This is a genomic window from Neomegalonema sp., from assembly GCF_028688855.1.
In the GTDB taxonomy this organism is placed as follows: Bacteria; Pseudomonadota; Alphaproteobacteria; order Rhodobacterales; family Rhodobacteraceae; genus Neomegalonema.
The window spans coordinates 98,169-110,523 of record NZ_JAQTXI010000004.1; the positions used below are offsets into that span (position 1 = coordinate 98,169).

Here is a 12,355-nt window from a genome sequence, read left to right on the forward strand (position 1 = left end):
GAGAGCCGTCATGTCCGCGCATCTCGGATTTCTGGCGCGTCGTCTGGCGCGTCTGCCTCCGCCCATGGCTCTGGCCTCGCTCTACGCGGCGCTGATCCTGATCGGCGCCCTGACGCTGATGCTTCCCTTTTCGCGGAAGGTCTCCATCACCTGGTCGGACGCCTTCTTCACCTCGACCTCCGCCGTGACGGTGACCGGCCTTTCCGTGCTGGACGTGCACGCGGACTTCACCTTCTTCGGACAGCTCGCGCTCGCGACGCTGATGCAGCTCGGCGGCACGGGGCTGATGGTCTTCGCGGTGATGATCCTCGGCTCCCTGGGGCTTCCGGTCGGGATCACGGGACAGATCTATCTGCGCGAAGACCTCAACCAGAGCTCGCTCGGGCAATTGCGGACCCTGGCCCGGACGATCCTCAAGGTGGCGCTGGTCTGCGAGGCTCTGGGAGCCGCGGTTCTGGCTGTGACCTTCGTGCCGGATCTGGGCCTGATCCGGGGCCTCTGGGCGGCGGTCTTCCATGCGGTTTCGGCCTTCAACAACGCCGGATTCTCGAATCTGCCGCAGGGGCTCGCGCCTTACGTCGGGAATGCGGGGATGAATCTGGCCATTCCCGCGCTGGTGCTCCTCGGGGGGACGGGCTACGTCGTGCTGCAGGACGTGGCGCGTCAGAGGAACTGGCGCGCCTGGTCGCTGCATACGAAGATCATGCTGGCCGGCACGGCGATCCTGCTGCCCTGGTCGGTCGCGATGTTCGCGCTGCTGGAATGGACCAATCCCCTGACGCTCGGCGCGCTGGACGGCCTGACGGACCGCCTCTTCGCGAGCTGGTTCCAGGGCGTCGCCACGCGCACGGCGGGATTCAACACGGTGGACGTCGCCGGGATGCACGACAGCACCTCGCTGATGCTGATCTCGCTGATGCTGATCGGCGGCGGCCCCGCCTCGACGGCGGGCGGCCTGAAGGTGACGACCATGGTGGTGATGGTCATCGCGACGGTGGCCTTCTTCCGGCGACGCTCGCAGCTCAGCGCCTTCGGGCGAGGGATAGAGCTGGAGCAGGTGCTGAAGGTCATGGCCCTGACGGCGATTTCTCTGGTTCTGGTGTTTCTGGGGGTGTTCCTGCTGGCGTTGTCCCATGACGGGCATTTCCTCGACATCAGCTTCGAGGTGGCGAGCGCCTTCGGGACGGCGGGCCTCTCGCGGGGCTATACGGGGGAGTTGTCGGGCTTCGGACGGGCGGTGATCATGGCGATCATGTTTCTGGGCAAGGTCGGCCCCCTGACGCTCGGATTCTTCCTGGCGACGCAGGTTCCGCCACGCCTGCGCTATCCGGCCGGGAAGATCCATCTCGGATGACGGCGCCCCGAAAGGACAGGCCTCCTCCGGCTTGCGCAGAGGCGGGCGGCGTGGTTATGTCCTGTGCGGTTTGCGGAGGACATGAGCCTTGATGGATGAAAAATTCCTCTTCGCCGTGGGGCAGGCGACGAAAGAGATCAACGGCAATCTCTTCTCGACCCTGATTCCCATCGCCAGACGCGACGGAGATCCCGTCGTCGATCCCCGCGTGGAGTTCCCCAATCGCGGGCGCGTCTGGTGGATGGTCCGGGGCGCGAACACCGTGGGCTATGCTCCGCCGGGCTGCCTCGTGCTGGCGGGCGTCGAGGAATCGGTGATGCGCACCGCCGATCCCGACAAGGATCACTGGCAGGCGTTGCAGCCGACCCTGCCCCGCCTGACGGACTTCATCGAAATCCTGACTCCGCCGGACCCGCCCTCAGACCCCGCCGAGCTGCTCGACGGCTTCAGCATGATCTGCGACCACGAGCCGACGCGCTTCGTTCTGGTCCGGCTCGGCTCCAGCCTTTACGGCCCGCTCAAGATCATCCTGTCGGGGCCCGAGAACGACCGCGAGCTGCAGCCCGAGATCGGCTTCAGCAAACCCGCCGCGCCGCATCGCGTCCATCGTTTCGACATGCCCTCCTCCGGAGAGCGGCCGGGCCATATCCGGGCGCAGGTCCACGTCTGGCCTTCGGACCGGATGCTGGGCGAGAACCAGGGCCATCTGGTCCATTATGAGGCCATGACCGGCGCGCTCTTCGAGGAGCTGCGCAACGAGGCCGAGGAAGTCGACCTGGTGGGCGTCCAGGAGGCGCTGCGCCAGCTGTCCGGCGCGTATCAGTCGCGCAAGCAGCGTCAGGACTTCATCAACCGCTTCACCCCTCTCGTCGAGCAGGCCGAAGTCTCTCCGGCGGTCATGGACCGGGCCCGGAAGATTCTCGCAAGCCAGACGAACCATCTCGACGCCCTGAACGAATTCTTCGACGGCGTCCTCTCGGACGAAGCCTTCAAGCCCCGCATCGAGGCGGCCATCGACGCCCGCGTCGAAGCGCGCGTGACCGAACTGGCGGCGCAGATCGACGCCCGCGCTCAGGAGCGCGTCCGGGAGCTCACCCAGAAGCGGAGCGATCTCGAAACGCGGATTCAGGAGGAGGAGGAGCGCTTCCTCCGCGAAGCGGCGCGCCGCAGGCAGGAGCTGGAGCTGGATCTGGAGGCGAAGCGGCGCGAAGCCCGGGAGGAGACGGAGCGCCGGATCAACGAGCTCGAGGAGTTCGAGCAGATCGCCGCCCTCGGCCTGCAGGAGGCGACGGATCGCCTCTCCACGGAGCGCTCGGCCCTTCTGGGCGATTATCTCGCGATCGAGCCGCTGTTGCGGCGGCTGACCCGCGCCGAGGCCGCTCCGGCGGTCGAGGCCGCCGCGCCCGCGCCCGCGGCCTCTCCGGGTCTGGCCCTGCCCGCCGTCGCGCCGCGCGCGCCGCGCCCCCCCGCCTCCGAAGAAGACTTCTTCCAGCGCTTCTCGACGCATGTGGACGCCTGCGGATTCCGATTCGACAGGGAAGATCTTCTGGCCTTCCACCTCGCCGCCAAGCAGCGCGGCCTCGTCATCCTCGGCGGCATGTCGGGCACGGGCAAATCCTCGCTGCCTCTGCTCTACGCCGAAGCGCTCGCCGGAGAGGAGAGAGAGCCCGCCTTCCTCAGCGTGGATGTGAATCCCTCCTGGACCAGCCCCTCCGACCTCTTCGGCTATGTGGACGCGCTGGAGCGGCGGTTCATGCCCGCTCCCTCGGGCTTCTCTCGCCGGGCGATCCTCGCGGCCCACGAGCACCGCCACAACGGCCCCGAAGCGACGCTGCACGGCGTCTGCTTCGACGAAATGAACCTCGCTCAGCCGGAGCATTACATGGCTGACGTGATCCAGGCCGTCTCGCGCTCTCCGGGCCAGCAGGCCGTCAGCCTGTTCGACCCGCAGGCCGTGCGCCCGGACGATCCCTTCCAGCCCCATGCGCGCCTCGAACTGGCGCCCAATCTCCTGCTGTTCGGCACGGTCAATTTCGATGAAACCACGCGGCCGCTGTCGCTCCGGCTTCTGGACCGCTGCAGCCTGATCGAATTCCGCCCCTCGGGAACCCTGCCCTCCCTGACCGTGCGGGCCGCCACAGGGCGCGTCCGGGCGAAGGGGGAGACGCTCCGCCTCGCCGATCTCCAGCACTGGACGCGCCTCGGCGGCGCGCCGCCGCGCGTGGTGGCGGTTCTGGACGCGATCCAGCCCGAATTGCGGCGTCTGGGCTGCGCGATCGCGCCGCGGCGTCAGAGCGCCATCCTCGACGCCGTGGCGAACGCCCCTCCGGAGCTCTGCGACCTCGAGCGCGCCATCGACATGCAGCTTCTTCAGCGCGCCCTCCCCCAGATCCGGAACCTCTATCGGCCCGGCGCGATGGAGGCTCTGAAGCGGCTGTCCGGAACCCTCGAACGTCTGTGCCAGGTTCCGCGCACGCTTGAAGCCCTGGCGGAGATCGAACGCCAGGAGCTGGACATGAGCGAAAGCTTCGCGTTGTCCGAAGAATGAGCGCGTTCATCATCTTCCAGGGCCCCGAGTCCCTGCTGGAGGTGGATCTTCCGGGGCAGGAGAGGCTGGTTTCGCTGCGCCTCAAGGAGACCCAGCGCATCGGCTTCGCGGTTCAGGATCCCGAGCCGGGGATGGAGGTCGGCGTCTGGATCGGAGACCGCGGCCTGGGCGATCTCGCCCCCGGCGAAGACGCCCGCCCTCACAGGCTGCGGCGCTCCATAGAATGGGCGGAGAGCTCCTGGCTCGACGGCGCGAACGGCGTCACGCCGATCACCCTGCGCCGCCTCGAAGACAAGGCGGTCCTCGCGCGCGTCAATGCGCTTGTGGAGCCGAGCAAGCTTTCGCAGCAGGCCTATGACGGCATGTTCGACGCGATGACGCGCATCAGCATCGAGCTTCTGCTGGACCTGACCTCGAAATCCCGTCTGGGCCTCGCGGGCCGAAGGGAGAACCCCGGAGAGAGAAAGCGCGGCGCCGTCTCCGCGCGAGTCGAGGCGAACCGGATCCGCGTCTTCTGGCGCGGGTTCGCGCCTCTTCTGGCCCAGCTCCTCGCGGAGCCGGTCAGAGGGACGAGGATCGATCTCGCGGTCCGGCGCCTGAGGCCGGGCGAAGGCGTCGACGCCCGCGTGCTGCGGCGGCTCTGCGCCGGGGGCAGGCCGGCGCGGCAGGCGCTCCAGGCGGGGGCGCCGATGGAGCTGCCCACCCCAAGCCCCACCATGGACACCCGGGAGCATCAGGCCGTCGTCGGGTTCCTCGACCTGCTGCGCCGCCGGACGATGCGAAGCCGGGCCACCACCAAGACGGAGATCGACATGCTGCGCGACGCCGTCGCGCTCTACGCGGGCCGGGACCTGCATCTGCACGATTTCGTCCTCAGGCGCGAATCTCCCAGGATCGACAGGCTCCAGACCATTCTGGACCAGATGGACGCCCTCTCCGGCGAAATCATGCGCATCATGCGGGAGTTCGGCGGAGAGCCCCGCCGCCCAGGACGGGAGATCCTTCTTCTGGAGGCGCTCGACACGCCTCTCTTCCGCAGCCATCCCGTCTATTCCCGCGTCGCCCTGCTGATGCGCTCCTTCCTGGAGCAGACGGCCATCGTGGTCGAACAGGGCGGCGCCGAGCGCGCCAAGCCGATCGAGACGATGTACGAACAATGGGTGTTCTTCCAGATCGTCGCGGCGCTGCGGGCGATCGGCCTTGTCTGCGTCTCGCACCGGTCCCTGTTCGAGCCGATCGCGCGCAACCGGTATTCCGTCGATCTCGACCGCAACGCCTCCGTGATCTTCGAGGCTGCGGACGGCCGCCGGGCCTCCGTGCGCTACGAGCCGACCATCCTGCCGCGCGCTGCGGCCCAGGGGGTGGACACCCTCTTTCGCGGCGACTCCCATACGCCCTGGACGCCGGACGTCGTGCTGGAGATCTTCGAGGCGAAGTCCGGCCCCCGCGACTACAAGCTCAGCTACGCCGTCGTGATCGACGCGAAATACACGCATGACAAGAACAAGGATCGGCAAACCAGAAACCTGGAAAGATATCTCGAGAAGACCGAACGATATTCGAGCATCCGGGATGTGGCTTCCGGCCTTCAGATCGTGCGTCAGATCTGGATCGCGGCCCCGGTCGAGTCCATGGTCTCGCCGCGGGACGAGACCATCATGTGGTCGGCGGACGGCGAGGTCGACGCGCATCCGACCGACCAGATCTCCGGGTGGATCGGCGTCGATCCGGCCACGCCGGAGGAGACGGCCGCAACGATGAAAAGCTTCCTCCGCGGCGTCCTCAACCATGCCCGCGACTATGCGCGCTCCGTCGAGGCGGATCGGCCCTCATGACCTCATGACGGCGCCGCCCTCCGGGCCGGAGATCCTTATTCGGAATCCGCGCCGCGCCGGGCGGCGATCCCGATTGACGAAACCGCGATTCAGGTGAAAACCGGAGGTCCGGCCGGACGCGCGCGCCGCGCCGCCCGTCGTCTGCATCAGGAGCCCAGGACCATGACGTCTCCCCTCGCCCCTCGCCGCCTGTCGGTTTCCCGCCGCGCCCTTCTGGGCGGCATGGCCGGTTCGGTCCTGCTGCGCGTCGGGCTTTCCTCCGCCCAGGCCCAGAGCGCCGATCCCGCCGCCGATCCCGATGCGGTGATCCGCATCGGCTCGCTCTACGAACCCCAGAACCTCGATAACGCCGCCGGAGCAGGACAGGGCGTCAGCGAGGCCTTCAACGACAACGTCTATGAAGGGCTCTTCCGCCTGACCGACGCGGGAAGCGTCGAGCCGGTCCTCGCCGAAAGCCACGAGGTTTCCGAAGACGGCCTGACGCATCTCTTCACGCTGCGGCCCGGGGTGCGCTTCCACTCGGGCGGCGCGCTGACTTCGGCGGATGTGAAGCATTCCATCGAGCGCGTCACGGCGGAGGCCTCGCGCAGTTCGCGCAAGCGCAGCCTCTCGACCATCGCCGCCATTGAGACCCCCGACGAGCTGACGGTGAAGATCACGCTGTCGCGCCGGTCGATCTCGCTGCCCTACAACCTCTCCTATGTCTGGATCGTCAACCATGAGGCGAAGGACCTGACATCGACCGCCGACGGCACCGGCCCCTACCGGCTGGCCGACTGGCGGCGCGGCTCGGCTCTGGCGCTGGACCTCTTCGCGGATTACTGGGGCGAGCGCCCGGCCAACGGCGGAGCGGTCTTCCATTACTTCACCGAGGCCGCCGCGCTCGACAACGCGCTGCTGACCGACGCCGTGGACCTCGTCTCCTCGGTCCAGAGCCCCGACGCCCTGGCGCAGTTCGAGGGGGATCCGCGCTTCACCATCGCCGAGGGCCTGTCCACCACCAAGCAGCTTCTCGCCTGGAACGACCGCATCGCGCCCTTCGACGACGTGCGGGTGCGCTCCGCTCTGGCGAAGGCGGTGGACAAGGACCGGCTGCGTCAGGCGATCTGGGGAGATCGCGGGATCGTGCTGGGCTCCTTCACGCCCCCGACCGATCCCTGGTTCGTCGACCTCACGGCAGTCAACGCCCATGATCCGGAGGGCGCGCGGGCGCTGCTCGCCGAGGCGGGCCACGCCGAGGGCCTGCGCTTCACCATCGACACGCCCAATTACGATCCGCATCCGATCACGGCGGAGTTCCTCAAGGCCGAATACGCCAAGGTCGGCGTCACGGTGGACATCAATCTGATCACCGCCAATGAATGGTATACGAAGATCTATCAGCAGAAGAACTTCCAGGCGACGCTTCAGGAGCACGTCAACCACCGCGACATCGTGTTCTACGGCGATCCCGATTTCTACTGGGGCTATGACGATCCCGAGGTGATCCGTCTGATCGCCGACGCCGAGGCCAGCGCGACCGAAGAGGAGCAGACCGAAAAGCTCCGTCAGGCCAACATCCTCATCGCCGAGGGCGCCGCGACCAACTGGTTCTATCTCAATCCGCAGATCGTGGTCTCGAAGGTCGGGGTCTCGGGCTATCCGGTGAACGGCCTCAACGCGCAGTTCTTCCTGCGCGGCGTCGCCAAAGCCTGATCCCGATGACGCGCTATCTCCTGCGCCGGAGCTTCGTGCTGGCCCTGTCGCTGATCGCGGCGGGGCTGGCGCTTTTCGTGCTGCTGCGGCTGCTGCCCGGAGATCCGGCGGCGGCGCTTCTGGGCGTGGGCGCGACCGAAGCCCAGATTGCGGCCGCGCGGGCGCAGATCGGCTCCGATCTGCCGATTCCGGCGCAATTCGCGCGCTTCATGACGGATCTCGCGCGGTTCGACCTCGGCGAATCCTTCGTGACCCAGGCGCCGGTGCTGCCCGAGATCGGCAGGCGGCTTCAGGTGACGCTCCCGCTGACCTTAGCGGCCTTTCTCCTGGCGATCCTGGTCGCCACGCCTCTGGGGATTCTCGCGGCGCTTTGGGCGGGAGACTGGCGCGGGACCCTGCTGTCGGGATTCTCGCAACTGGGGCTTGCGGTGCCGGTCTTCTGGATCGGCATCCTGCTGGTCTGGGTTCTGGCGGTGAATCTGCGGCTTCTGCCCGCGAGCGGCTTTCCCATGCGCGGCTGGGAGGATCCCGCCGGATCCTTCCGCGCGCTGATCCTGCCGGTTCTGACCATCGCCCTCGTGATGAGCGCCTCGCTCATGCGCTATGTGCGCTCGGCGGCGCTGGACGTCCTCGGCTCGGATTATCTGCGCAACGCCCGCGCCCTCGGCGCGAGCCTGCCCGAGGCCATCCGCCGCCATGCGCTCCGCAATGGAGCCCTCCCGGTGATCTCGGTGCTGGGGATCGAACTCGCCACGACCCTTCTGGGCGCGGTGGTGGTGGAGCGGGTCTTCGCCTTGCCGGGGCTCGGCTCGATGCTGCTTCTGGCGATCCAGCAGCGCGACTATCCTTCGGTGCAGGGGGTGCTTCTGGTCTCGACGCTGATGGTGCTGCTGATCGGCTTCGCCGCCGACGTGCTGCAACGCCTGATCGACCCCCGCCTGCGCGAGCGCGGAAGGAGGCCCGGAGAATGAAGCGGCTGACGCTCCGGCTCGGGCTTTTGCTGGTGGGATTCAATCTGGCGGTGGGGCTGCTGACCTTCTTCTGGACGCCCCATGACCCCGGCGCCATGATCGGCGGCAGGCTCTCGCCGCCCTCATGGACGCATTGGGCCGGAACCGACCGGCTCGGGCGCGACTTCCTCAGCCAGGTGATGGTCGGCGCCCGGATCGCGCTGCTCGTGGGCGCGGGGGCGACGCTGCTGGGCGGCGCGGTCGGGATTTCTCTCGGCGTGCTGGCGGCCTACGCCCGGCGCGGGCTGGACGACGCCTTCGCGGCGGCGCTGGACATCCTCATCGCCTTCCCCACCCTGCTTCTGGCGATGCTCGTCGTGGCGGCCAGCGAGACGGCCAGCCTCGGAACCGCGATCCTCGCCATTGGTCTGGCCATGTCGGCGATCATCGCGCGGCTGGCGCGGATTCTGACCAAACGGGTTCTCGCGCAGGATTACGTCACGGCCGCGCGCTGCTCGGGGCTCTCCTGGGCGCGTCTGACGCGGACTCATGTGCTGCCCAACATCCTGCCGACTCTGGCGGTGGCTCTGGCGGCGCAATTCGGCCTCGCGGTGATCGCCGAGGCTTCGCTGTCCTATCTCGGGCTGGGGGCGCCGCCGCCCAACGCCTCCTGGGGGACTCTGCTGCAACAGGCGCAATCCACGGTCCATCGGGCGCCCATCGGGGTGATCCTGCCCGGACTCGCCCTGGTGAGCCTCGTTCTGGGGATCAACTTCCTCGCCGACGGGCTGCGCGATCTGCTCGACCCCGAACGGGAGGGCGCGGAATGAGCCTGCTGGAGGTCCGGGATCTGAAGATCCGCGCCGGAGCGCGCCGACTGGTCCATGGCGTCGGATTCAGCCTAGGGGCGGGCGAGCGTCTGGGGCTGGTCGGCGAGAGCGGTTCGGGCAAGTCTCTGATCGCGATGTCTCTGGTGGGGCTTCTGGCGCCGGGGCTGCGCGCCGAGGGCTCCGTGAAGCTCGACGGGCGGGAGGTCGTCGGCCGTCCCGAGCGCGACCTGACGCCTCTGCGCGGGAGTCTGGCGGCGGTGGTGTTTCAGGATCCGCGCGCCGCGCTGGATCCTCTGATGCGGATCGGGGCGCAGATGGCGGCGCCGATCCGCCGCCGCGCCCGCCGCGAGGGCCTGAGCCTCGACGCCCGCGCCCTGAAGGCCGAGATGATCGCCGCTCTGGAGCGGGTCGCGATCTCCGAGCCGGAGCGGATCCTCGCGGCCTTCCCGCATGAGGTTTCAGGCGGACAGCGGCAGAGGGTCGCCATCGCCATGGCGCTCTCCTGCCGCCCCCGGCTGCTGATCGCCGACGAGCCCACCACGGCGCTCGACGTGGCCACCCAGGCCGAGATTCTCGACCTCCTCGACCGGAGAATCCGCGAGGAGGGGCTTGCGCTGCTCTTCATCAGCCATGACCTGCCGGTGGTGGCGCGGATCGCCGACCGGGTGGTGGTGATGCGGCGCGGCGAGGCGGTGGAGGAAGGCCCGACCGCTCGGGTCTTCGCCCGCCCGGAGCATGATTATACGCGCGGCCTGATCGCAGCCGCGCGGCGTCTGGAGCAGGCTCTGGAGGGCGGATCATGAGTCTTTTCCGCCTTGAAGGCGTCGATTACGCCTATCCCGACGGCGCGCAGGTGCTGCATGGAATCTCCTTCGCTCTGGAGGAGGGCGAGAATCTCGGGATTCTGGGCGAGAGCGGTTCGGGGAAATCCACCCTGCTGCGGCTGCTCCTCGGACTGGATCGCCCGGACGCCGGAAGCGTCGAGGCCGATGGGAGCCCGCTCGACCTCCGCGACCGCGCCCGCATGAAGGCGCATCGCCGCTTCGTCCAGCCGGTGTTTCAGGATCCCTATGGCTCGCTGGATCCGCGGATGCGCATCGGCCGGGCTCTGGCCGAACCCATCGCCGCGCTGGGCCTGCCCCTTGATCCGCATACCGAGGTTCCCCGCGTGCTGGCCGCCGTGGGCCTGCCCGAGGACAGCGCCCGGCGGAGTCCGCGCGCCTTTTCGGGCGGACAGCGCCAGCGCATCGCCATCGCCCGGGCGCTGATCGCGCGGCCCAGGGTTCTCCTCGCCGACGAGCCGGTTTCCGCGCTGGATCTCTCGACGCGGGTGCGGATCATCGAGCTTCTGGCCGCTCTCGGGCGGGAGCTGACCCTCGTGATGGTCTCGCATGACGTGGCGGTGGTGGCGGCGCTTTGTTCGCGGATGATCGTGCTGGAGCAAGGCCGCATCGTCGAGGCGGGTCCGGTGCGCCGCATCCTCGAGGCGCCGCAGCATCCCTATACGCGCCGCCTGCTCGCCAGTCTGCCCCGCATGCCCGCCCCTGAAAGGACGACGTCATGAGCTTCGCCGAAGACCACGCCGCATGGGCCGCCGCCCGCCTCGCCGCGCTCAAGGCGGAGGACGGCTGGCTGCATCTGACCGACCGCGTCGAGATCTCGCCGGGCCGTCATGAGGTCGGGCGGGGCGAAGAGGCCGAGATCCGGATTTCGGCTGGGCCTGAGCGACTCGGAGTTCTGACTCTGGGCGAAGACGGATCCGCCGCGCTGGACGCAGGCGCGGGGCCTCTGGCTTTCGTCGCCGCCCCGGAGGGGACGCCGCAGCTCAGGACCGGCGGCCTCCTGCTGGAGATCTCGACGCTGGAGGGGCAGGCGGCGCTGCGCGTCCGGGATCTGACCGACCCGGCGCGCGAGGCCTTCGCCGAGATCCCGGCTTATCCGCCGGACCCCGCATGGCGCATCCTTGCGGATTGGGAGAAGCTGCCGGAAGCGGAAGACCTCAGGATCGGGACCGTCACGGGCGTCGAGACTTCGGCGCGGATCACCCATCGCGCGCGCTTCCTGCATGAGGGCCGGGAGGTCGCGCTTCTGCCGACCCACTGGAAGAAGGGGAAGCCGATGTTCGTGATCCGCGACGCGACTTCCGGGCGGGAGACCTACGGCGCCTCGCGCTTCCTGATCGGCGAGCCGGAGGGCGACAGGATCGTTCTGGATTTCAATCGCGCCTTCAATCCGCCCTGCGCCTTCACGGATTTCGCGGTCTGCCCGCTGCCTCCGCGCGAGAACATCCTCCCCTTCCCGATCCGCGCGGGCGAGAAGAAGCTCGCCTGACTTCCGGGGCCGGGAAAGGTCGCCTGTGACGCGTTTGTCGCGTCGCCGCTTTCCGTTGATCGAGGTCGGCCGTCCGCGCATGCGACGCCCGGGCGCCGCGACAGGGAATCCTCTTTCCACCGTATGAAGATCGGGAGGCGCAGCAGGACGCGCTGGCGGAGGCGTGATATGGCTCCGGAGGCGCAGGTTGCGCGGATGAAGACGAAATCTTCGGGATGAAGGCGGAATTCCAGAGTGAATCAGAGCGATGTCCAGAAAACGGATCTGATCGGGAAGATCAGGACTTCCTATCGTCGCCTGAAGAAACATGCGCGCAAGACCCGCAAGAGGCTCTTCCAGAAATTCATTCTGGATCTGAAATGGAACGCCTTGCTGCTCAGGGCGAGGCTGGAGAGATACAAGAGGGCCTCCCGCGACGAGAACGAGCTCGCGAACGCCATGACGCTCGATTTCCTTGCAAGGGAGTTGAAGCTGGATGAAGCCGCCATGAGCGGCGTATCCGGATATTTCCAGCTGGACGTCTGGGTCGCGGAAGCCGTCAGATCCAGAACGATGACGCCGGACCAGGCCCGGACGCTCGCCCGGATTCTGGCCGCCGCCGGATGTCACAGGAGAGCCTGCGACGTCAACCTCGCGCTCTGGCGCGCGAATCTCAATCAGACGACGTCCTTTCCGGATTATCTGTCGACGAAGCTGAAGAGCGAAGGATCCGGAAAGGTCCTGAGCATCCTGGATCAGCAGGACTGGCGGCTGTCGGAGCCGCGGTTTGCTCCTCTCGTGATCGAGATCCTGTCTCGCGGCGACGCCGAGGG

9 protein-coding genes are annotated in these 12,355 nt (G+C 68.1%); all 9 read left to right on the plus strand.

Annotation, left to right across the window (positions count from 1 at the left end; translation table 11 throughout):
* Window positions 1–10: 10 nt before the first annotated feature.
* The 9 genes from PHN62_RS04285 (at window position 11) to PHN62_RS04325 (ending at window position 11,543) form a co-directional block, all read left to right on the plus strand.
* Window positions 11–1,354, plus strand: coding sequence for a TrkH family potassium uptake protein (locus tag PHN62_RS04285; protein ID WP_300146803.1), 1,344 nt, complete (start codon window positions 11–13; stop codon window positions 1,352–1,354).
* 91 nt (window positions 1,355–1,445) lie between these two features.
* A complete protein-coding gene (locus tag PHN62_RS04290) occupies window positions 1,446–3,902 on the plus strand; it encodes a hypothetical protein (protein ID WP_300146806.1) in 2,457 nt (818 codons plus the stop codon).
* Window positions 3,899–5,737 (plus strand): nuclease domain-containing protein, encoded by a 1,839-nt coding sequence (locus PHN62_RS04295; RefSeq protein ID WP_300146808.1) that lies wholly within the window; start codon window positions 3,899–3,901, stop codon window positions 5,735–5,737. Before PHN62_RS04290 ends, PHN62_RS04295 begins: the two co-directional genes overlap by 4 nt.
* Window positions 5,738–5,899: 162 nt before the next feature.
* Entirely contained in the window at window positions 5,900–7,432 is a 1,533-nt protein-coding gene (locus PHN62_RS04300) for an ABC transporter substrate-binding protein (protein ID WP_300146810.1), read from the plus strand.
* A gap of 5 nt (window positions 7,433–7,437) precedes the next feature.
* Window positions 7,438–8,403: an ABC transporter permease gene (locus tag PHN62_RS04305; protein WP_300146812.1), complete on the plus strand. Its 966-nt coding sequence runs from the start codon at window positions 7,438–7,440 to the stop codon at window positions 8,401–8,403.
* The gene (locus PHN62_RS04310; protein WP_300146814.1) at window positions 8,400–9,212 is read left to right on the plus strand and encodes an ABC transporter permease; all 813 of its coding nucleotides are present in this window, start codon (window positions 8,400–8,402) and stop codon (window positions 9,210–9,212) included. Before PHN62_RS04305 ends, PHN62_RS04310 begins: the two co-directional genes overlap by 4 nt.
* A complete protein-coding gene (locus tag PHN62_RS04315) occupies window positions 9,209–10,015 on the plus strand; it encodes an ABC transporter ATP-binding protein (protein ID WP_300146817.1) in 807 nt (268 codons plus the stop codon). Before PHN62_RS04310 ends, PHN62_RS04315 begins: the two co-directional genes overlap by 4 nt.
* Window positions 10,012–10,776 (plus strand): ABC transporter ATP-binding protein, encoded by a 765-nt coding sequence (locus PHN62_RS04320; protein WP_300146820.1) that lies wholly within the window; start codon window positions 10,012–10,014, stop codon window positions 10,774–10,776. The genes PHN62_RS04315 and PHN62_RS04320 overlap by 4 nt, the downstream gene beginning before the upstream one ends.
* Window positions 10,773–11,543, plus strand: coding sequence for a DUF1684 domain-containing protein (locus PHN62_RS04325; RefSeq protein ID WP_300146823.1), 771 nt, complete (start codon window positions 10,773–10,775; stop codon window positions 11,541–11,543). Before PHN62_RS04320 ends, PHN62_RS04325 begins: the two co-directional genes overlap by 4 nt.
* Window positions 11,544–12,355 lie beyond the last annotated feature (812 nt).

Coding starts and splice junctions, on each gene's coding strand:
- PHN62_RS04285 (WP_300146803.1), top strand. CDS start 11: ATGTCCGCGCATCTCGGATTTCTGGCGCGTCGTCTGGCGCGTCTGCCT.
- PHN62_RS04290 (WP_300146806.1), top strand. CDS start 1,446: ATGGATGAAAAATTCCTCTTCGCCGTGGGGCAGGCGACGAAAGAGATC.
- PHN62_RS04295 (WP_300146808.1), top strand. CDS start 3,899: ATGAGCGCGTTCATCATCTTCCAGGGCCCCGAGTCCCTGCTGGAGGTG.
- PHN62_RS04300 (WP_300146810.1), top strand. CDS start 5,900: ATGACGTCTCCCCTCGCCCCTCGCCGCCTGTCGGTTTCCCGCCGCGCC.
- PHN62_RS04305 (WP_300146812.1), top strand. CDS start 7,438: ATGACGCGCTATCTCCTGCGCCGGAGCTTCGTGCTGGCCCTGTCGCTG.
- PHN62_RS04310 (WP_300146814.1), top strand. CDS start 8,400: ATGAAGCGGCTGACGCTCCGGCTCGGGCTTTTGCTGGTGGGATTCAAT.
- PHN62_RS04315 (WP_300146817.1), top strand. CDS start 9,209: ATGAGCCTGCTGGAGGTCCGGGATCTGAAGATCCGCGCCGGAGCGCGC.
- PHN62_RS04320 (WP_300146820.1), top strand. CDS start 10,012: ATGAGTCTTTTCCGCCTTGAAGGCGTCGATTACGCCTATCCCGACGGC.
- PHN62_RS04325 (WP_300146823.1), top strand. CDS start 10,773: ATGAGCTTCGCCGAAGACCACGCCGCATGGGCCGCCGCCCGCCTCGCC.